Consider the following 19310-nt stretch of genomic DNA (forward strand, 5'->3'; position numbering starts at 1 on the left):
GGCGTCACGCACTGCTTGATATGGCAGTCCCTTCACAGTTCACCCTCCAAGGGGAGGATTTGGACTTCGTGGGCTTCGAAGTGAACGAGGTAGGTGTAGTCCTCGTCGGTATCCGAGCTGGTGTCGAAGGTGGCCAGGAAATCGGCTTCCGCGTACCGCCGATGTTGCGGGACGAGAATCGGATAGTGGCCCATGCCAGTGCGGGTATCGCGGACACCAACGACCAGGTGCTGGTCGAGCCTGGAGAGCTTCTCACCTTCTTGCAGCATGCGGCCAATCACTTCCCTGATTTCAGCCGGTAGCCCGGACAAGTCGAGTTTGCTGAGTTCTTCGAGGTGATCGAGAAGGGGCTGAGTCTGGGTTGGGTGAAACATGGATTCGCTCCTCATGAATGATGGAGCTGATGATCAGGGGTACCGGGGCGTGCCAGAACCACCACTGGAAAATGTTGTTCAAGCGCGCGAGAGGGCTAGATGTGGTGTGTGCTGTTGATTCCAGGTGCTGACTTGGTCAGCGCCTGGAAGGAGGGAGGGGCAACTCTCAATCGGTGGTAGGGGGTTGCTGGCGCTGGGAGCGTGGGCGGATCGGATTTCTAACCGGCTCAGGAGCCGGGTCAGCTGTCGTAGGCTCCTGCGCTGAAATGCTGTCCTGGGCAGCAATCCGGACCATCAGGTGATCGGTGATGAGGCCGAAATAGCTGGCGTGTAACTCCAAGGGGTGAACTACTCGATTCAAGACCTACTCCGTGTCTCTGATCTCCAGTGGGACGACGATACAGCATTTGGGGTATCGGTCCCCTTGGAATTGGGGAAGTGTTAATCGCCCAAAGGTCAACTTGCCGACTGAGGGCTGGCAACCTTTCCGAGTTTTTCCATGAAGTCCTCGACCGCCATGTCCTGCAGCTTGGAGATGCGATCGCGAAGGATCGACCAGCGCTCTTCCTCTTCCATGGCCATGTACTCGGCGCGGTAGCGACAGCCGTCCAGGATCAGCTCCGTCGCCTGCGTCTGATTGACGACAAACACCACCTTGCCGTCGAGTTTCAGGTTCTCGCGAGCAAAGACCTCCGAGATGGAGTCACTGGGGTCGAGAGATGCATAGAAGCGACCGCGGAGGAAGTCCCCCTGGAAGGTTTGCTGGCCCAGGAGGGGGCGCGCAGCATTCATCAGGATCTGGCCCGGAACCAGCTCCGGGATTTCCTTGAGGCCCGTGCAGACTGCGACGGGAGCTTTGGCCAGGTAGGTCAGGAGTTGGGATTCTTGGTACTGCATAGCGCGACACCTCATCTGTGTTGGTTGCCGCTATGGTCCCGGATCGAGTGTGTGACAGAAGCCTGAAGCGGAATTTCCGCCCACTGACTTGGCGTGCATCTCGCCGGGGGTTCGGTAACGTGGATTGCCTCATTGCTGAAGCCAGGTACCTGGCAAAGAGAGGCCCTCTTGATCCGTCGACTCGCCGTCATGGCTACCCTGTCCGCTGCCGCAACGCTGACTGCCGCCTGTAGCTCCGTTATCGAACAAGAATCCAACCTGAATGGCCTTGCATCCGCTCAGCCGGTGGCGCTCTCTGCCAGCCAATCCCGAGCTCTGGCCTTTGACGACTGCAACTACATCGTTGACCATCTCAAGGTCCCGCAGAGCGCCGGGACCAAGTCACGCGCGATGTCTTACTGCCTCGGGGTTGATATCGCAAAGTACGGGATGAACTGACCCCAGCAACGTCCGCAAAAGAAAAACCCCGCGTCCTGAGAAGGATCGCGGGGTTTTTTGTTGGCTCCATCTCCTGAAACCAGCTGACCTGAAAAGGCCAGCTGGGACGTCAAGCAGCCGAAGCGTACTTGGCATCCACCTGTTGAAACTGGTCCAGCATCTCGCTGTAACTGATCTCGCCGCGGTTGTGCTGCGTGATGAGTTCCAGGCGATCGCACCCCTTCATCCACTCGACCGTCGAAGCAACTTGATCGAGAGTCTCTGGTGGTGCAACTGTCCGGAACCCTGAGTCGAATGCGTCAGAGACAGCTTCGTCCAGGGTCTGAAACGTAAAGTGGGAAACCCAGCCGTTGGCCATAAAAACCTGGTAGCGGAATTTCCCGGGTGAGGATGCGTCTGGGAGGAAGATCGCCCACTGGTTCCCGGACCAGTGCTTGACCGTCAACCCTACTCCTACCCGGTCCAGTTCGCTGAATACAGCGGTCAGCGCTTCATGGCGAGATAGGCTTTCCCGGACCATTTCTCGGACATTGGCGGATAGACCTGACTGATCTGCATCAAGCGGTTGCCCGTCGCCCAGAAGCAGGCGGACGGACTCGGCTTGGTCCCTCATGCGAGTGCGATGATTGGTACTCATGGGTGCTCTCCAGGGAGGCACTCATGCCCAGGGCAGGAAGTGCCCCGAGTTGGGATAGAAATGCGCCGGCGGGTGCCAGGGCGCTCGAACCACTCGATGTGGTGTGCAGCACCTGGCTTGCCAGGTTATCTCCGTCCCTCAGAACTTAATTGCTAGACGTGACCGGCCAGAAAAGCGCACGGCATCAACTGGGCGGCCTAAAAGTCGCCCGGAAGGTCTTTCACAAGAGGGAATGAGCGCTCCGGTTGGATGACCAGTTCACTCTGAAGTGCATGTGACACCGAAAGGCGCGCATGCGGAGGATGGAGCCAGCGGTGTCTCCCCGGGTTCCAGTAGAAGTTCTACCAGCGACCGAGGCCAGGTGAACAGCCCAGAGGTCTGGAACCGTACGCCTGGTGCTCAAAGTCCAAGGACTCAAGCATGTAACGCGGATCTTGTATCACTGGCGGATGGCCGGAGCAACCCAAAAGGCCAGGATGAAAACCGCGAGATCAAACCCGAGTAACGGTGATGAACTCGCTATGTTGGTCGCGTTGGGCGCGGCCGAAAACCCAGCCGTCCTCAAGGCTGGCCAAGTCATCCCAGTCGAGCGGGATCAAATGGGCATTCCAGCCTGCCGCCAGATCGGTTGTGTAGTGGAGCATTCCGTTCGCGTCCTGCCGGATCACCAGTTGCTCATCGTCTTTCGGCAAGGAAAACCGGCGTGAGCCGTGAGCACAGCTCGAGCACTCCCCCTGATTTGTGCAGCACGCGAACTGGCCGTTCCATGCGGCCAACATAGTGTTCTGAGACTCTCGCAAGGTGGGAAAACTGCGTGGGCGAAGAGCACAACGGGGAGTGGGGTCAATGCAGTCGATGCGGAGCCGGTTGCGGCCCTGGCCGTCAGGGCCACGGGGATCAAAGGGTGGTGCCTCGAGGTAAATCGGCATTTTGATATCCAGCTGAGGAAGAGAACATGTGGCGATGAGGAGGCCCCCGTGGGGGCCAAACGACGGCACTCACATGCCGATCGGTGCTTCATGGGGGCTGCGGTCCAGGTGCATCGCCAGCTGCATGGACGCGATTTCAACGATCTCGGCCGGGGACAATGGTTCTGAAGCGATTGCCATTGCAGGACGCAGAACACGGATGCCGGTCTTCGCTTCCCACTCAATCGCGATGAAGTGGACACCAGGAACCTGGTTCAGGGGTGGGGCGATCTGCCAGGTCTTGGTTGTTCTTGCGTAGCCTGCGAGGTAGCCGAGCAGATTTCCGCGAGCCTCCAAGGTCTGCTGATCGAGGGAGGAATCGAAGGAGGAAACAGCGGCCAGGTACTGATCAGCTGGATGCACACCTGGGTGTTTGCCATTGGCCTCGGCGATGATGCCCTTGCCGGTCTGTGCTGAGCGGTACAGCTCCTGTGAGGCTGCGCCGATGAGACGGACGCCCGACACCAAATTCATCGAGTAGAACCAGCACCGCACCGTATCGATGTGGGGCTGATCCTCGGTGACCTTCCAGCCGGACTTATCCAGCCCTGCCTCGATGCGCTTGCGCATTGCTTCTCTGACTTTGTCCATGTTTCCTGAGCCTGTGGTGCTGAATCGGACCTCCATCATCTGTGGATCAGGGCGTGACACCAGCCAGGGGAAAAGCGAGGCCCACTTTGAGTTGTACCCAGCTGATCGGTCGCTATCGTAGGCTCCAACATTAGGAGCTCACGTACCGATGGCACTCCCGCCGACGATCATCAGCCGCCGCACCTTCCTTGCAGGCCTGCTTGCCGCCCCCGCGGTGCTCGCCGCCGGCCAGGTATGGGGAAGCGCCAATGCCGGCAGGCGGTACGACTGGCGCGTCGTTGCGCTGAACCGTGATCGTTGGCTTGACCTCGAACGCCCCGACAGCAAAGAGAAGTCAACTTTTTGCTATTTCCGGCAAGGCCAGGGGTGGGATGTGCAGGGGTACCAGCAGGCTTGCGGCCTCCTGCGGGATGTGAGGTACAAGTCCACTGTCCGGATGAGCCCGAAGCTGCTCGACCTCATGTTCCTCATCCAGGTTTGGCTGCGGGTGAACAAGCTGCCTTACAAGATACTGGTGAACAGCGGCTACAGGACGCCACAGCACAACTCCTCTTTGGAGGGAGCAGCAAAGCAATCCCTTCACATTCAGGCGATGGCCGCCGATATTCGGATTCCGGGGCTCAGTGTCGACAACCTCGGCAGGCTGGCGCAGGCGATTGGCGTAGGAGGAGTCGGCTTCTACCCCGGTAAGGGCTTCATCCACGTCGACGTCGGCAAGGTCAGAACCTGGCGCGTTGCCCAGCTGGATGAGCGAGAGCTTCACCCGTGGGCGGTTGAGCAACTGGACTCTTCCACAGACGCATTGTGGCTGGCCCAGTTGGCCCCTGAATGGCCTGATCTTCTTGAAACCGGAATGCTGGCCTAATCCTCACCCCAGAATGACGGGCGACCGTATGCAGCGGAGCCTACGAACACGATTTCTGAATGCCTTGTACCCAGTCTGAAATCGACTCCTGGAGCTCGTAGTTGCAGATGAAATAATGCTCCTTCTCAAGGTCTCCAGCAGCCCAGCAATAGTCATCATTGGCCCACCATTTAAGGCTCGCTGGCGACCTCAGACCTTGGAGGTCGAACGAAGCGCGTCCGTCGGGCATGAACAGAATTGACTTCGTCCGAGACTGATTTGGGGTTGGGTCGATAAACTGACCGTTTGGCTGCTGCCACACGGCATGATGTTGAGCTATGTACTGCCCCTCGGTGTTCCAAAGTGCCCATCCAAAGATGGCCTCCCCGCCGTGTTTCGCTTGCAAGTCAAGGCAGTTGTACCAGCAATGCAGTTCCTGGTATCCCGGCTCTGGGGCAACAGGTACCTGGTGGACATGCAGATCCTCCATGTAGTCGTTGGGATCTACACCTTTCGGGGGAACTACTGGCGCCTTAAACCGCAGAAAATCTACGAATGTTTGGAGCTGGGGATCGTCGAGTGCTGGTACGGTTGGGAGCTGAACTGGGGGCATAGGGAAGGGAGTTTCTCTGGTAGGGTTCAGTGAGCATCAGGGCCAAACTTTGGCCCGGCATGCCCAGCTTACAGCACCAACAAGGCCCTGCTCATTTTAGCGGGGAGAGCGGTTTAGATGCTGATCCGGATCTCGACTCGGCGGTTCGCCTGACGGCCAGATTCCGAGGTGTTGTCTGCGATGGGCTGGGAATCGGCAACGCCGCGGACTTCGATCCGGTCCCTAGAAATCCCATTCGCAAAGAGGTACTGCGCCACACTCTCGGCGCGGCCGTAACTCAGTCGCATGTTGCTCGGGTGAGCACCTACGTTGTCGGTGTGGCCGGTGATAACAGCGCGTTGCTCCGGATGTTCGCGCAGTGCGCCAGCAAGGCTGGCCAGACCGCTGAACGCTTGCATCTGCAGATCGGCAGAGCCCGACCTGAAGGTGATGTCTAACGGCGCCTTCACGACCAAAGCTTGGGTGCCGTGGGCCTGGTCAGTCACCTGCTCAACGGTCAGTCCAGTCCCCTGCAGCTTTCTTTGCAACTCGGCATGCCGGCGGTCCAGGAGGTATCCGCTGCCACCGCCGACGCCTGCCCCAATGGCAGCACCGATGAGTGCTGCTCGGCCGTCTCCAAGTGCCGCCCCGATCAGGCCGCCGGCGACGGTACCGACCACAGCACCGACGGCTGTCCGGTCGATCTGATTCTCGCCAGTAGCTGGATTGGTCGTGCAGCCAACGAGGCCGATCAGGGCTGCAGCGAGGCAAAGGGTCTTGATGATCTGGAACATGATGGAGCTCCTCGAAAGTGGAGCCTCATCTTCTTTCTGCTGCCTTCGTGCCAGAAGCGGGGCTAAGACTTTGCTGCTGCATCCGCCGTCAACTGATTTGCCTGCACATACTCCGCACGGGCTTGGGTGTGCTGTTATCGACGCGGAGGGAAAGGCCAGTCGCAGTCGAAGTTGGTTTCGTCGATGGGCTTTGCCTGGGGCGAGAAGAAGTCATCCTGCCTGTCGGCATGAACCAGGGCTGCATCCAGGCGCGGCAGAGTCTTGGAGAAGCGGGTGGCGCTCGTACCATCGATGGAGTGTGCGCCAGCGGCAGAGCAGAGCATGATGCGTTTGGCCGAGTTCACTCGCCCGACATGGAAATGGCAGTTCCTACGCCGCGCCAGCACGCCCCATGCGTTACAGGTCTTCAGCTTCCAATCAGTTGACCCGCCCAGGAACAGCCCGCAGCTGGGGCTAAGAAATTCTCGGACATCATCAGGTTCCACGCCGTCTTGTACCGCGATGAGAGTCAGAGTCGGAATTCCGGAAACGCTCCTTCCACCTAAGCGAAAACTCAAGAGACGCCATGCCCCCACAAACGATGTCAGGGAGGACCACGAAGTCCGCATCAGCACCTAGCAGATCCACTGCTTTACCAAAGGCCACTTCATCGAAAGGTCGTCCCTGCTGGAAGGCCGACCAAGCGGCGTTGTCGAGGCAGAATTTCATGCCTTCCGTGCGTAATGCACCAGCCGGGCTCACCAAAAGCCGCCACCCAGCCTCCCTCATTGCAGCGAGGTTCTGCTTGGTGCCGGTGCGCGACGCATAGGAAACCATCTCCTTACGCATTACCGGCAGTCGCTCCTCACACTCGGGTTCCATATCGGCGCTGCCGTCCATGTTGTAGTAGTCGCTGTAGGCGAGCTTGGCCTGGGCGTAGCCGACACGGGTACCGTCGAGGTAAGGCTTCATCCAGCTGGGCGGCGTGTAGACGGCTTCTTGCATGATGATCTCCATGAGCGAATTTCATGCACATGGTGCCTCCGCTAAATTGTGCCACCAGCCGGGTATCATCGAATTTTCACCTACCGAGGAAGGCTCTCAAATGCGCTATGGGAACAGCACGATGACCACGTATTACGAGGGGTGCGAAGGTGCACAGACCGAGCCATGCGTCGTAGTTTTCCGAGATTCCGAACTGGTGATCGAGTACCTGCGCGCCGGGTCGCCGTCAACCTATCGAGGTGTACTTGAGGGAGACCAGTACCAGCTCCGGTACTGGCCCCAAAGTGAGGGTTTCGATGCTCAGGCTTCGCTATGCCGGCCAGACTCGGATCTCATGGATGGAGAGTGGAGTGAGGTGGAAAACGGGGTTCGTTCCAGTGGCACCTGGGAAATCGAACTGCGGGAGTGAAGGGCCGTATTCAGCGGCCCGAGCCGTGCCTTCTACGCCAGTCTTCAATAATGCGGGGTGGAATCTGGGCGAACTCCGCAAGATCCTCGATCGTGAGAGGGCGGGTGAAGCGTTTGTCCCTCCACGACTCGCTTGGCGTACTTACTGTGGCCTGCTGTGGCCTTAGCCAGTTGAGGGCTTGTGCGGCATTCTGGAATGCATGCCGGCCCGTGTAGCCCAGGGCGGGGCCAATGACGATGCTACGGATCTCAACACGATCTCTGGGTGGGATGGTGTCCAACAGCGCGATCAACGGGCCGGCGGGCCTGCAGATGCTCGGGAGACGCCCTGTCCTCCGAAACTGGGCGTACATGTGGGGGTTCCGAGCAAGCAAACGGAGGGCATCACGATCAACCATTGAGGGATGCCCCTGCTACCGGGGGAATGCCGGCAAGAACTTCGAACGTTCCTTCATGCGAGTAGACGTTGACGCTACGGCCCGTCGGGAAGGGCTCCCCCTCAAGGACAACCGCGCAGCGCCAGTTTCCACCAGAAGTGTTCAGGGTGTTCATGACGCGCCCCCGGACGACCGTCTTGAGGTGTTCCGTGGCGAGAGGGGTGAACACAACCTCGTCCATCGGTTTGACGGGACAGAGGGTCGTTACGGTGAGGCTAAGGGCAAGTTGCATGGCATGGCTCCTTTGGATTGGAGCCATGATCGTTGCGAAGGGAGCGTGCCAGAAGCTACGCCATCTCAACCGTCCAGCGCAGGTGATCCGGAATGCTGGCGATGAAAGTTTGCGCAGCTTCTGATGCCAGCCACTCCCGATGCTCGGATACCAAATTCTCCAGTTGCTCCACGTTGGTGGTTTGGATGTTGAACCAGGTATCCCAGGTGGCAGGGTCATGCGAAGCGCTTGAATTGGCCGACCCGCAATCATTACAACTCAGATTGAGCAAGGTGTAGTCGCCGTCCACTGCGTAGGTTCGGTCCCCAATCGTGATCCGCGCAGTAGGGTAGTAGCTGAGGACGGTACCGACCATTGCGACCAGCGCCGCCAGCTCGTTGAAGGCAGTGACCAGCTGGCTGGGCTTGGGGTTCGCCAACTGATTGAGCTCCAAGAAGCTATCTCGGGCCATGTTGATCAGGGATGCCGTAATGCCGGTTTCAATCGCTACGGGGTCGAAGTGTGCTGGCACCGGGGCTGCGAGCCATGCGTTCAGTATCTCAAGCTCTTCAAGCACATCTTCGTGTCCTAGGTCAGCGTCGCATGGGTAGAGGGGGTTTTCGAAGTCGAGCGAGTTTTCACGGGCTTTGATCTGGAAGAGAACCACCTGGCCAATATGCCGGTGGAATACCAGCGCATGGCCGAAGACTTCTACATAGCTCCCGATAGGCATAGTACGCAGAGTAGCCCCTACCTGTGCCTGCCTTTGAAGAAGGGTATTCCAGGCCAGGTTATAGTCGGATTTGAGTTCAGCACTGAGCATTCGTAGGACTCCAGGTGGTTTGAGACTGGCCAGGCACGGTGCCCGGTGTTGCCAAAATTTGGGGCCGCAGCGCTCGCCGACTATCAGGGGGAGGGCTTCTGAGGCTGAAACCATTTTTATCCGGAGTGGTGCGTGCCAGAAGCACGATGAGCGCTTGGGTTTGGATGCGAAAAGGGGGCCTCAAGAGGCCCCCTTTGGGTGGTTTCGCGAGAGCTGTCTTAGCCTTCTTTGCGCTCGCCCTGAGCACGGTCGTCAAAGGCAGACATGCCGCCGGCGAGGAAGGCGCAGATGAGAGCTGCAACGGATGCCGCAACGATGATTGGACCTTCTGCCCAGTGCCCGTAATTGACGGTGAAGAACTGCAGGCCGGCTGCGAGAAGTACGAAAACGATGACGGTCAGAATACGCAGAATCATGGTGGTGCTCCTGTTTGATTTCCACCAGTCTCAGTGGCGATCAGTTGTGCCAGAAGCACCCCAAAGAGAAATTCAGGCTGCGGGTATTGCAGAGTGGTCGAGGAGACCGGCGTGGTGAATGCCCGGTGTACCGAGTGATGCCGCCAATAGTGCGTTTGCCTGCCGCGAGGTGTTCACCCACCAGGCCAGAGCTGTCAGCATCACGCTATGTGCGCTGACATTGGTTTCTGAGCTGATTTCTGCAATCCGCTTCCGGATATAGGGCGTGTACCGGAGCATGAAACTGATTTTGTCGGAAGGAACTCCCGGCTCATCCGTGACCAGTGGGACCTCTTCGAGCACTGCTTTGACCGCAACTTCTTTCAAAGGGCCGGCGATCAGCTTGAGGACTGCAGTGGTCTGGGCCTGATGGTCCAGCCAGCGCTCCAGGCCCATGACGCATTCGCCATTGAGGCTTCGCTTGTGCAGATTAGCGAGCGTGGAAAGGCCTTCATGGCAATCGCTGTTTAGCCGCACAGTTACCTTCGGTGCGCTCCGGGAGTTGAAGTCCGTCTCGGTGTTCAGGTCGTCCATAGAAACTCCTACATCAGTGGTTCCACGGCCAGTCGAGGCCGCAGACGTACATTGTGCCCAGCAATGTTGCAGATTGCCCGCAAAATGCCGGAACTGAGATTCTGCGTTGCCTGGCCGGCCATAGAGCGTTGATCGCCGGTCTAGGCTGCGTCGGCAATTACCTCTTGAATTGCCTGGGCTACGCGCTTCTCTACGAAACCGATCTTAGGCAATTGATCCCAGATGTCCTGTAGAAATTGGATGCGGGTGTTTACCAGCGAAGGCTCGGCATTTCGTTTCGTGCGCAGGTGCAGGTAGAGACAGGTGCGGATATCGCTTTCACTTGAGCTCCCTGGCACCAGGTTGGCGAGGGCTGCTTCAAGTTCGTTGCGTGGGATCGGGACCACGGCTTAGGCCGCCGTGATCTGGTGGTTCTCCACGCGGAATCGGTCCGCTACGTTGCCGCGACCAGGGATGCGGATCAGTTCCCATGTTTCGGACTGATCGGGTTTGGTCGCCTGGCTGTCCGGAGTGTGGCAGCGTCCCAGGTAGTTATGGCGTGCTCCCAGAAACTCCGCAGTGACGGAGTCGGCGGTGCGCCGGGTGATGTGTCGAACCTGAACAGTTTCGCCTGCGAGGTTCAGGGACGGGCCGTGCTGGGCCAGATAGGCTTCGAGTTGGGTCACAGGATCATTCCAGAAAATCAGATGAGGGAAGTCTTCCGATTGCAGGCCGAGATTCAAGCCAAGACCGTGGGCTGAAAACCCTGCAGCACTGGCCAGCGGGCCAATCAGGAAGGGGAAAACAAAGCGGCCTCAATCGAGGCCGCAGGCGGAGCAGATGGTTCAGGCCAGCTTCTGTTCCTGTTCGGTGAGGCTGGCAATGAAGGCGGGGCGGCTGAACATGCGCTCGCAATAGCCGGCCAGTCCGCGCACCTTGGTGAGGTTGATGCCGGACGATTTCACTCGCCACAGCAGAGGGGCGAGGGTGCAGTCTGCAATCGACAGGGTGTCCGACATGAAGAACTGCTTCTGCTCAAAGAGAGGGGCCAGTTCCAGCAGGGTGCTGGCCAGCTCCTTGCGGGCTTCGATGCTGCCGGCTTGGGCGGCATCCAGCAGCGGGTACAGTTCGCGGTGAATGCGGCGCGCGAGCATACGAGCATTGGCGCGGGCGGTGGTGTTTGTCGGCAGCAGTGCCGGGTGCGGATGACGTTCTTCCAGGTACTCCGCAACCATGTCTACTTCGTGCAGCGCGAGGTCGCGCTCAGCCAGCGCCGGTGCTTGCATAGTGGAACCGAACTGAGACATCAGGCGAGCGTTTGCCGGTACGGCAACGTCTAAGATGCGAGCGTCAATGGCCTTCTCCGCCAGTACGAGGCGGACGATGTGGGAACGGTAGCAAGTGCTGTCGGAGAAGATGGTCAGGGTGTTGACGATGCTCATGGTGTGCCCTCGGTGTTTGATTCGATGGGCATAGGATCAGGCTGGAAAAGGTGTGCCAGAAGCACCACTCACCCTTATTTCTGCGTTATTACGGGGCAGCGAGACTAGGTCGTTGCCCCTTACACAGATTCACGAAGCTCCGGATCAAGGACGCTGAGTTCCGGGCATCCACCTCAAACCCGGCCCGAACTTCGGTGCCAGATTTGCTGTATTGGATTCCGATTGATTGAGCACCGACAAGACCGCGCAGCTGCTCGGGGTTGGGCCTGAAGGTGAAGCTCACAAATCCATTACGTGTTCTGGAGAATGGGACACGAAACCAGTCGCCCACCTGCTTCCCGTCGGCCACAATCGTGGCTTCGTTTAGGGCCTGAGCAAGACTCGGGGAATACCAGGCTTTGAACATGGCCGTCAGCTCCACGCCATCCCCTTCAGCGCACGCCAGCGCTAGCTTGCCGGTCCCCTGAATCTTTTCCTGCTCCCCAACAAGCGCAACGGCGCCGGCAACGTCTGTGACCTGCCATTGCGCAGGTAGCGTGCCAGCGTTGATCAGCCCAAGATCGAATGCTACGACTGGGGTCAGGTAAGCCATGCTTCCGTTGTCTGCGGACACCATCCGCTCCATCACGCTGACGCTGATCCCCAGCGAGGTCAGGTGGTTGGCAATCATCGTGGAGACGACTTGACCTGTTTGCAGATCGTTGGCCTGATCGCCTCCCGAGCTGATGAACTGATGCAGACCCAGCTTCGAATCCGGTTCCAGGAAACGGAAGCGCCCACCGGCAAAGGCGAAGGGGCAGGCACTCTCACAACGTCCCGGCAGGCGGGTAGTACCTTGGCCCTGCCGACCCACTCTCGTTGAAAAACCTCGCTCTCGAATCAGCTGGCCCAGCTCCATTGCGGCCAGTAGATCGCCGCCAGGGGAGTCGAAGAAGACCATTCCGACACCAGCGCTATGCAGACGCCCCAGTTCCTTGAACCGGGCGACTGTCTCGCGCTCGATGTAGCCAGAGATGAACACCTCCGGATAGCTGCCAGGGTCGTCAATGCGGCTGACCGTGGCCGGAGCAAAACGATGGCCATCTCGCCTGGTGCTCTCGGTGGCGGCGACTGCGTGGATAGCGAAGGTTGCAAGCAGGAGGATGAGGATGCGATTCATGGTTTTGTCTGACCGTTCGAGATGCATCCAGACTGCCGCTGTAGGGGGCGTGCCAGAAGCCCGCAGATCCTTGCACAGACCGGGCTGCTCGGAGCATCAAACCCATGCTCTGGAAAACGAAGTACGCGAAGTCGCGGTAGTATTGCCGCCTGATATTCGGGACGGAACGCGTTTCAAGATGGAAGTACAAGGACAGGGGCAGGTGAAGGGGCGCATCTCTGGTGTGGTCAGAAGTTTCATGGCCGGTAAGGGTTTCGGTTTCATCCAAGGAGAAGACGGGCGCGACTATTTCGTGCACATCAAGAGTGTCGCCGGCGGCGAGCCGCTGGTAGATGGGCAGTCCGTTGAATTCGAAGGTTCGCCCAGCCCTAAGGGGTACCGCGCAACGAATGTCACGCCAGGGGAGCTGCCTCCGCCTCCGGGGCAGGCCTACGAGTCACCCCACAACTTCATCTGGTCCAAAGATTCCCAGGCCCGAGGTTTCGACACGATCTTCTTCCTGGGAACCGGCTGGGCAGAGTCGAATGATCCCAACCGTGCGCGGGAGATGCTCAAGCAAGCAAGCGAAGCGCGTGGCGGTAATGCGGTGCTCGACGTCCGCATGGAGAAGTTCAGCCGGCAACAGGGCTGTTCCAATTACTACTACACAGTTCACAGGTACCACGGCACCTATGCCAATGTTCAGCGGATCATCACGACCACTGACCAGGGGCTGATCGCACAGTCACTGAAGTGGCAGGAAGATTTCAATGTGTGGATCGACCAGCTCAACGGGAAGGCGGCCGAGGAGGAGCCGCAGGGCAGCACCAGCCTGATTCCTCCCGGTGCGATTGAGCATGGGGCCAAGATGCTGTGGAGCTGGACCATGACGATCGGGAAGATCTTGGGCCTGGCCCTGGTCTTCTTCTGGAAACAAGGGCTCAAGCTGCTGCGCAAGCAACAGCCCAAGGACTAGCCCTGACCTCAAAAGGGCCAGGCGTGCTGCGACGGGTCGATCTGCTTTACGGGGATCAACAGGCCCGAAGGAAGCTCTTCGTCATCGACGTCCAGTGATCTGGACCGGCCCTTGGAAGCGGCCTTGGCCATCAATTCCTCGTACCGAGCGATAATGCCGTGCGGGTCCCGGTAGTTAATTTCCAAACCCAGCGCGTCAGCGACGGTGCCGCGGACTTCCGCCAGCAACTCAGCTTCCGCTACTGTCGGAACTGCCACAGGCCAACCCTTCACATACCGCAAATGCTTGGGCAGGCGAGCTTCCGCAATCTGGCGGATCTCTGCCTTGCGCTTGGCATCCTCAAGCCCCTGAAGCATCTCTTCGCCCAGCAGATCCGGACGGACGTCGCCCAGCCACTTCCCCGATTGGAAAGAGAATGTCGAGGTGATTTCCAGATCGACCATCTCGCGATAAATCGCATGGTTGTCTTCGCACTGCGTTGAGGACATCAGATCCCGGGCCGAGGCAAGGACGCAGAATGAACAGCTCACCCGCGTCATTCCGTACTCGGTGTACGCTTCGTGCCTGGCCAGGCCATATGACTCAATGAACGGGATCACTTCGGCCCGTTTCATGTCGATAATGGCGTTCCAGGTTGCACCTTCCCTTCCTCTGGACACGATTTTGCTGTCCGGTTTGCTCACCGGCTGCTTAGCTCGGTTGGCACTCTCTTCACGGCGCACACCAACAACGTTGACCACGTCTTGATTGGGAAACCGTCTCTTGAGCGCGCTCGATATGGGGTTTGTTTTCTTTTCTGAGGTACAGAAGCGAAGACTGGCCGTGGACCACGGAAGAATTACCTGAACGCATTCCAGGCTCTGGTAGCGCGCGACATTCCTCCGCCAGCGTGTCAGCCAACGATCCATCATGTCGCCGTTGCCGCCACGTACGACTAGCAGTTCCCACCCGAGAAATTCGGCCATTTCTTGACACTTGGGTAGGCTCTGGAGCCACTCAACGCGACCGAGGTCAGCATGGACGGCCAGGCGTGGGCCGGTATGTCCAATCGAGTTCAGATGCTCATGAACGGCCAGTAGGCATGCCTGACTGTCCTGACCTCCACTGACACCCACGGCGACGGCCGCGTTCGCGGAAAGGAGGCGCTCGATGTCGGGGGTGGTGGAGATGAATCGGGGTTGGAAGGTCATCGCCTTTGATCCTGGCTTCGATGTGATGAAGCCAGGATCGCCGCGTTTGAGTTGTGCCAGAAGCGGTAGAGTCAGACCTATTCGTCGTTGGCCATCCGGATATCGGAGAGGTCGCGTACTGCGATGATCTCCCCCAAGGCATCCATCAGCACCAGCTGGAACTTGGTCAGTACCAGGGTGCCCTTGGTTACAGCTCGGTACCAGTTCGATTCGTCATCAGCGCGATGCACGAAGCCGTACTCTGAGGGGGCCACACTGAATCGGCCGCACTCACTGATGGTGGGGTTGCGGATCTCGAAGTCTTCATGGACGAAGAACAGGTCTTCAACGTTGCCAAAGGCCTTGAAGGTCACCTCGACAAGGGTCGGGTTGTTCAGCTGGTCGGCAACCCAGGCCTCGCCGTCGAACTCCCAACCTCGGGGGTCAATACAACTCATCTCTTCGACTGCGATCCGGCCGTCATCATCGACGGAGGCAGCATAGATCTCGCCACCCACCATGAAGTTGATCTCCTTGATCGCTGGGTCATGGGGGCAGGCCAGCAGGATGCCGCACCCCGGCTTCGGAGCCAGGATGGCAACATTGGCGTCCCAGAAGGTCTGGAAGCCAAGATTTTCAGCCGTGAGGGTTCTGAGGGGGGCGCTAGGGGCGCTGTTTTGCGCTCTGAGGAAGGGCATGGGTAGATCCTGTCTGTGTGTCGGTCTAAACAGGATCAGCGCAACTTGGGCGTGCCAGAAGCCTTAGGCGACCATTTCGAAGTGGTGCTGACGGTCAATTCAAAGTACAGGCGCAGAATTTGCTCGACCGTGGTTATTGCTTCCGCCTTTGCAGTGGGGACTCGCAGAGATGAATGGCCGGCATGCGTTCAGGCAGACGATCTCGCACCTTGCGCTGTGCGCGCCAAACCTCAGCGACTGTTTTGAGCCCGTAACCCACTTCGTGCTCAATCAGGTGCTGGGCTACACGCTCGCGTCGGGCCTCCTCGCTCGGAATCGACGCCGCAATTAGGTCTGAGTCGTATTTGACCATTGCCAAGTCGAACCACGTGCAGAGGCTGAATTCGAAGCCTACATCAACCGCGCGGCCCGTCGGGAGCGCTTCGTCCCAGGCGATGCGCCGGTTTTCCCACTCTTCCTCGCTGATAGAGTCAGGTTTGTCGGTGCTGTTCTGATAAACGTAACGGCTGAAGCCTACTGACTCTATGAGGTCGGAAAAGGCGTCGTGGTTGCGCCAGTAGGTCAACATCAGGACATCGCCTTGATGTGGGATTACAGAGACTGAACAGGTGAAGTCCCAATCGAGGGTCTTGAGCGTGTCCTCTGGGTTCTGACGGGCCTCGTCGAACCGGCTACAAACGGCCGCGGCTGACCAGTGATCCCGGTCCTCGTCGATCGGCGTGAAGTTTTCAGCCAGGTCGCGGCCGAATACGATTTTTCGAGCCAGTACCCTAGCCACAGCTGCCTGCCCGGCACGTACAAAGTCTGGACGCAAGCGGACCAGAGCAGCCAGCACCTGCTCAAGAGTGGCATTTCGCTTAATCCGGCCGTGATGAATCTTGGTGCTCATTGGCGCCTCCCGATGTGGATGCGCCTATGTTGGGGACGGTACAAGTGTGCCACCAGCCAAAGCCCTGGGCTGAATTCCTTGCCCTCCATCAGGCCAACAAGTGCACCAGGAGCGCCAGGACGGGAGTGAGCATGACTACCGCCACCAATGTCGCGAGCATGCAGGTCAGGCGCCAGCCCCGTATCCCAGAGGCCTTGATGAGTGCATGCCCTCGGGACTGCTGGAGTTTGGCGCTGGAGGTAAGGACCGCTGAGCGAAAGAGCATGGTCAGCACAAGAATTAGCCCATGGTGGATCACCAGGAAGGCAACTCCTGCAGCGGGGGTTTCAGATGCCAGGCCGGCGGCAGCGAGGAGGGCAAGAAGCTGCGGGAGGCGGTCCAATAGCGTGCCCAACTCCAGTTTCACGGCGACAGCGCAGGCCTGGTGCGCCATGTGCTCGATGTAGTTCCAGAAGGTCAGCGATGAGATGGCCAAGACTATGATCAGCATGGTTGCGCTCCAGACTCAGGCCAGTACCAGGACGCGACCTTGATCGACCGCGAAGTCGACGATCTTGCGCCCGTGGCCTGAGAGTGACATGACCGCCCATACCTCTGCATTCGGTCTTCCGATAACTCGGGTCTTGGGCGAGGCCATCGCAATGTACTCAGCCCGCTTGGTTTTGAAGGTCGCGAATAGGCCAAGTTCGCCTTCGCGGCGGATATTGGAGACTGAAAAGCTCCGGTGACCCACGGTTAGGGTGTTGGACGATTCCAGAATCTGCTCGAGCTGTGTCTGGCTTGCATGGGGCATGTTGATGTCTCGGAGAGGGGAGGCCGTCTACTGCGGTTCTCCCGTGGGTCAGAACTAGAGGTCAGCTCGCCAGCGCCAGGACGTTCGCCGGCATTGTCTTCAGCAGTGACTTGCCACTCAGGTTTTTTCCGTAGTTGCAGCGGACGAAGACACCCTTCGGGGAATCCCAGAAGCGCACGACGGTGGCCTTGTTACCTGGGAGACTGTCGGCGTAGAAGATGCGCGTTTGAACTGCCAGCCCGCGCCGAAGGAGGGTGACGTCCAGCTCCGGAAGTTGCAGGTCTGGGTAGAGTCGGGTCATGCTGCTGCTTCCTCCGTGGTACCCACAAAGGCCGCCCAGGTGGCATGTGAGGGGCTTTTGACGTTGACTGGGTGCCCTTCTCGACTGAATGGGTAGAGTTTGCCGGGCACCAGCTTGTAGCGACTGAGGGTGATCGTGCCCTTGGTGGTGGAGATGCTGGTGCACCACCAAACCTGATGACCATCGAATCGTGGCATCAGGTCTTCGGTGTCGTGTCCAGGGATCAACACTGCAATGCCCGGCGCAACACGGTTGTCCTTCCGGACCTCGCTCGACGACGTGGCAACCAGCGGGGCCTTGAAAGGCGTCCAGTTGAATGCCTTCTCCCAAACGCGGTGGAAGGTTCCGCCTGCAAGGCAGGCCATCGAGTAATGCTGATCAGAGAAGGGGCGGAAGACGCCTACCGAGCTGTTCACCTGCAGGCGCTGCAGTGCAGCGACTTCGTCCAGGCTGAAAAGCATCTTCCCCTTGATGGCGATTTCCATCGCACTGTGGAGCAGCGTGGAGCGATCGCGGTCGCCGACGGACTTTCCGATACCGCGATGTGCAGCACGCAGGAAGGCCAGGCCGGCACTGATATCTTGCTGAGACATGTTGATCCCCTCGTTTGGATTGAGGGAATCTTCAGGGTGAACTGCCTGTGCCAGAACCGGGCAGCGCCGAATATCCTGCTTGTCCTACTGATGATTCAGCAGGTCGATCTGCGGATTGTTCAGGTCGTGATTTGGGGTGCGAAGTGGATGGCCGAGCTGGCGCTTAATCTCGGCCAGCCACGCCTTGTAAGGGGTATTGGATCTCTTCCCCCAAGGGTAAGCCTCGGCCAGAGCCTGCCGAAGTTCTTTCATGTCGTCCCGGCCTACGCGGCGGATGACATCTGCGACGATCGGTGCTGCCTTATCTGCCCATGACATGGTTTCACTCTCCAAGTGGCATCGTAGGCGTGTGAAAAGAAACTAGGACTAGATGGAGAATTTCCGCCACGTAAGGGGTTCAGAGTGGGGAGGATTGGCCACCAGGACGGTTGAGCCGTCAGGCCGGCTGATTCGGAACTCGGAGACCTGTGGATGGTAGAGCAGCCCCGACTCAAACAGCTTCTGACATTCCTGCTTGGCCGCTTCAAGGCATAAGGGTGATTTATTAATTTGGAACCAGTGAGTGCTCATGGTCCCCAACTCATCCGCGCCGCGATGGCAGGCAAAAAAGTCTGTACCTGACTTCAGGTCCACCTCAGTTCTCACGAGAAACTCCTGATTTCGCAATTTCGTTGATGTCATCGGCAAGGTCGACTGGCGCTGACCTTCAGCATGAAGCCCTCATCGAGCATCCATTGCTGGTGAGGGATGACCACATAGCTGCTGGTCATGGCTTTCCTACTTCAGCGCTTTGTTCAGTCCGTCACGTAGGCAGCGAGCCTGATCCTCATAAAGATCAGAGCGGTCGAGAACTTGTCCGCAGGCATTCGTAATTTGCCAGAAGCAGTCGCCCGTTTCTATTTCGTCGACTAACAGCTCCAGCATCAAGCTGTTGTCTACTTTCACGCTGTAAGAAAGCTCGAAATTTTCTGCTTTGTCCTGTTCGATGACCATTGGTGGTTTCCTCTCAAGAGCCCCAGGCCCTGGTTTACCGGCTACTCGGCATGTGGTCGCCGGTTGTGTTGGTTCTGGTATCAGGATCGGGCCGATCGTACGTAATCCATTGTCATGCATGGACACGGACCGTCGGCTACTCAACGCACACATCGAACCACTGTTCGCACTTGTCGCAATGCGTCTGTCCGGTGGCGAAAAGGTAATCGCCGCCAGGCTCGAAGATCGCGCCAGAATGCGTGTCGTCATTTCCGCAGTAAGGGCAGACCAGCTCGACGGCCGGCATTTCTATCGTCACTTTGCGGCGCTCGGCGGCTTGTTCGCTCATCAGCTCAGCTCCAGCCGGCGACGC

Annotated in this window: 29 protein-coding genes; 4 read left to right on the plus strand and 25 right to left on the minus strand. The window is 58.6% G+C overall.

Annotation, left to right across the window (positions count from 1 at the left end):
- Positions 1–32 precede the first annotated feature (32 nt).
- Both C167_RS0119100 and C167_RS0119105 read right to left on the minus strand, forming a co-directional pair.
- Positions 33–374: a hypothetical protein gene (locus C167_RS0119100; protein WP_017519896.1), complete on the minus strand. Its 342-nt coding sequence runs from the start codon at positions 372–374 to the stop codon at positions 33–35.
- Positions 375–830: 456 nt separating this feature from the next.
- On the minus strand, positions 831–1271 hold the full coding sequence (locus tag C167_RS0119105) for a hypothetical protein (protein WP_017519897.1): 441 nt from the start codon (positions 1269–1271) through the stop codon (positions 831–833).
- A 168-nt stretch (positions 1272–1439) separates the two neighbouring features.
- Here C167_RS0119105 and C167_RS0119110 point away from each other — a divergent pair, with 168 nt between their 5' ends.
- The gene (locus C167_RS0119110) at positions 1440–1709 is read left to right on the plus strand and encodes a hypothetical protein (protein ID WP_200860165.1); all 270 of its coding nucleotides are present in this window, start codon (positions 1440–1442) and stop codon (positions 1707–1709) included.
- A 109-nt stretch (positions 1710–1818) separates the two neighbouring features.
- Here the strand turns inward: C167_RS0119110 and C167_RS0119115 are convergent, their stop codons facing one another.
- From C167_RS0119115 to C167_RS0119125, 3 genes are all read right to left on the minus strand, one after another.
- Positions 1819–2346 carry a hypothetical protein gene (locus tag C167_RS0119115; RefSeq protein ID WP_017519899.1) on the minus strand — a complete coding sequence of 176 codons (528 nt, stop codon included), beginning with the start codon at positions 2344–2346 and terminating at the stop codon, positions 1819–1821.
- 491 nt (positions 2347–2837) lie between these two features.
- A complete protein-coding gene (locus tag C167_RS0119120; RefSeq protein ID WP_128082531.1) occupies positions 2838–3038 on the minus strand; it encodes a hypothetical protein in 201 nt (66 codons plus the stop codon).
- Between the two features lie 306 nt (positions 3039–3344).
- Positions 3345–3905: a hypothetical protein gene (locus C167_RS0119125; protein WP_017519901.1), complete on the minus strand. Its 561-nt coding sequence runs from the start codon at positions 3903–3905 to the stop codon at positions 3345–3347.
- 148 nt (positions 3906–4053) lie between these two features.
- On the opposite strand from C167_RS0119125, the gene C167_RS33865 reads away from it, so the two are divergent.
- Positions 4054–4770 carry a YcbK family protein gene (locus C167_RS33865; protein WP_017519902.1) on the plus strand — a complete coding sequence of 239 codons (717 nt, stop codon included), beginning with the start codon at positions 4054–4056 and terminating at the stop codon, positions 4768–4770.
- 705 nt (positions 4771–5475) lie between these two features.
- On the opposite strand, the gene C167_RS0119145 is transcribed toward C167_RS33865, so the two are convergent.
- From C167_RS0119145 to C167_RS35180, 3 genes are all read right to left on the minus strand, one after another.
- Entirely contained in the window at positions 5476–6135 is a 660-nt protein-coding gene (locus C167_RS0119145; RefSeq protein WP_017519905.1) for an OmpA family protein, read from the minus strand.
- Between the two features lie 134 nt (positions 6136–6269).
- The gene (locus C167_RS35175; protein WP_235154337.1) at positions 6270–6620 is read right to left on the minus strand and encodes a hypothetical protein; all 351 of its coding nucleotides are present in this window, start codon (positions 6618–6620) and stop codon (positions 6270–6272) included.
- The gene (locus tag C167_RS35180; protein ID WP_235154338.1) at positions 6610–7119 is read right to left on the minus strand and encodes a hypothetical protein; all 510 of its coding nucleotides are present in this window, start codon (positions 7117–7119) and stop codon (positions 6610–6612) included. The genes C167_RS35175 and C167_RS35180 overlap by 11 nt, the downstream gene beginning before the upstream one ends.
- A 10-nt stretch (positions 7120–7129) precedes the next feature.
- On the opposite strand from C167_RS35180, the gene C167_RS0119155 reads away from it, so the two are divergent.
- Positions 7130–7528 (plus strand): hypothetical protein, encoded by a 399-nt coding sequence (locus C167_RS0119155; RefSeq protein ID WP_200860166.1) that lies wholly within the window; start codon positions 7130–7132, stop codon positions 7526–7528.
- Between the two features lie 389 nt (positions 7529–7917).
- Here the strand turns inward: C167_RS0119155 and C167_RS0119165 are convergent, their stop codons facing one another.
- The 7 genes from C167_RS0119165 to C167_RS0119195 all read right to left on the minus strand — a co-directional run bounded on the left by C167_RS0119165 (position 7918) and on the right by C167_RS0119195 (position 12594).
- Positions 7918–8196, minus strand: coding sequence for a hypothetical protein (locus tag C167_RS0119165; RefSeq protein WP_017519908.1), 279 nt, complete (start codon positions 8194–8196; stop codon positions 7918–7920).
- Positions 8197–8251: 55 nt separating this feature from the next.
- Positions 8252–8998 (minus strand): hypothetical protein, encoded by a 747-nt coding sequence (locus tag C167_RS0119170; RefSeq protein ID WP_017519909.1) that lies wholly within the window; start codon positions 8996–8998, stop codon positions 8252–8254.
- Between the two features lie 218 nt (positions 8999–9216).
- On the minus strand, positions 9217–9414 hold the full coding sequence (locus C167_RS0119175) for a hypothetical protein (RefSeq protein ID WP_017519910.1): 198 nt from the start codon (positions 9412–9414) through the stop codon (positions 9217–9219).
- 72 nt (positions 9415–9486) lie between these two features.
- Positions 9487–9987: a hypothetical protein gene (locus C167_RS0119180; RefSeq protein WP_017519911.1), complete on the minus strand. Its 501-nt coding sequence runs from the start codon at positions 9985–9987 to the stop codon at positions 9487–9489.
- A 389-nt stretch (positions 9988–10376) separates the two neighbouring features.
- Positions 10377–10709 carry a hypothetical protein gene (locus C167_RS0119185; protein ID WP_200860167.1) on the minus strand — a complete coding sequence of 111 codons (333 nt, stop codon included), beginning with the start codon at positions 10707–10709 and terminating at the stop codon, positions 10377–10379.
- Between the two features lie 102 nt (positions 10710–10811).
- On the minus strand, positions 10812–11408 hold the full coding sequence (locus C167_RS0119190; protein ID WP_017519913.1) for a glutathione binding-like protein: 597 nt from the start codon (positions 11406–11408) through the stop codon (positions 10812–10814).
- An 88-nt stretch (positions 11409–11496) separates the two neighbouring features.
- A complete protein-coding gene (locus C167_RS0119195; RefSeq protein WP_100227289.1) occupies positions 11497–12594 on the minus strand; it encodes a hypothetical protein in 1098 nt (365 codons plus the stop codon).
- A gap of 151 nt (positions 12595–12745) precedes the next feature.
- On the opposite strand from C167_RS0119195, the gene C167_RS35385 reads away from it, so the two are divergent.
- A complete protein-coding gene (locus tag C167_RS35385) occupies positions 12746–13522 on the plus strand; it encodes a cold shock domain-containing protein (RefSeq protein ID WP_017519915.1) in 777 nt (258 codons plus the stop codon).
- Between the two features lie 8 nt (positions 13523–13530).
- Here the strand turns inward: C167_RS35385 and C167_RS0119205 are convergent, their stop codons facing one another.
- From C167_RS0119205 to C167_RS0119255, 10 genes are all read right to left on the minus strand, one after another.
- Positions 13531–14712: a phosphoadenosine phosphosulfate reductase family protein gene (locus tag C167_RS0119205; RefSeq protein WP_017519916.1), complete on the minus strand. Its 1182-nt coding sequence runs from the start codon at positions 14710–14712 to the stop codon at positions 13531–13533.
- 77 nt (positions 14713–14789) lie between these two features.
- The gene (locus C167_RS0119210) at positions 14790–15389 is read right to left on the minus strand and encodes a hypothetical protein (RefSeq protein ID WP_017519917.1); all 600 of its coding nucleotides are present in this window, start codon (positions 15387–15389) and stop codon (positions 14790–14792) included.
- 133 nt (positions 15390–15522) lie between these two features.
- Positions 15523–16278: a hypothetical protein gene (locus C167_RS0119215; protein WP_017519918.1), complete on the minus strand. Its 756-nt coding sequence runs from the start codon at positions 16276–16278 to the stop codon at positions 15523–15525.
- An 88-nt stretch (positions 16279–16366) separates the two neighbouring features.
- On the minus strand, positions 16367–16768 hold the full coding sequence (locus C167_RS32740; RefSeq protein WP_017519919.1) for a hypothetical protein: 402 nt from the start codon (positions 16766–16768) through the stop codon (positions 16367–16369).
- Between the two features lie 15 nt (positions 16769–16783).
- Positions 16784–17071, minus strand: a complete 288-nt coding sequence (locus tag C167_RS0119225) for a hypothetical protein (RefSeq protein WP_017519920.1) — start codon at positions 17069–17071, stop codon at positions 16784–16786.
- A gap of 61 nt (positions 17072–17132) precedes the next feature.
- Complete coding sequence (locus C167_RS0119230) at positions 17133–17372, minus strand: hypothetical protein (RefSeq protein WP_017519921.1); 240 nt, start codon at positions 17370–17372, stop codon at positions 17133–17135.
- Positions 17369–17965, minus strand: coding sequence for a hypothetical protein (locus tag C167_RS0119235; RefSeq protein ID WP_017519922.1), 597 nt, complete (start codon positions 17963–17965; stop codon positions 17369–17371). Before C167_RS0119235 ends, C167_RS0119230 begins: the two co-directional genes overlap by 4 nt.
- A gap of 84 nt (positions 17966–18049) precedes the next feature.
- Positions 18050–18283, minus strand: coding sequence for a hypothetical protein (locus C167_RS33870; protein ID WP_081596696.1), 234 nt, complete (start codon positions 18281–18283; stop codon positions 18050–18052).
- Between the two features lie 459 nt (positions 18284–18742).
- A complete protein-coding gene (locus tag C167_RS0119250; protein ID WP_017519925.1) occupies positions 18743–18958 on the minus strand; it encodes a hypothetical protein in 216 nt (71 codons plus the stop codon).
- A gap of 136 nt (positions 18959–19094) precedes the next feature.
- Positions 19095–19286 carry a hypothetical protein gene (locus C167_RS0119255; protein ID WP_017519926.1) on the minus strand — a complete coding sequence of 64 codons (192 nt, stop codon included), beginning with the start codon at positions 19284–19286 and terminating at the stop codon, positions 19095–19097.
- Positions 19287–19310: the final 24 nt, after the last annotated feature.

It is taken from the genome of Pseudomonas nitroreducens TX1, from assembly GCF_000313755.1.
Lineage (GTDB): Bacteria > Pseudomonadota > Gammaproteobacteria > Pseudomonadales > Pseudomonadaceae > Pseudomonas > Pseudomonas nitroreducens_A.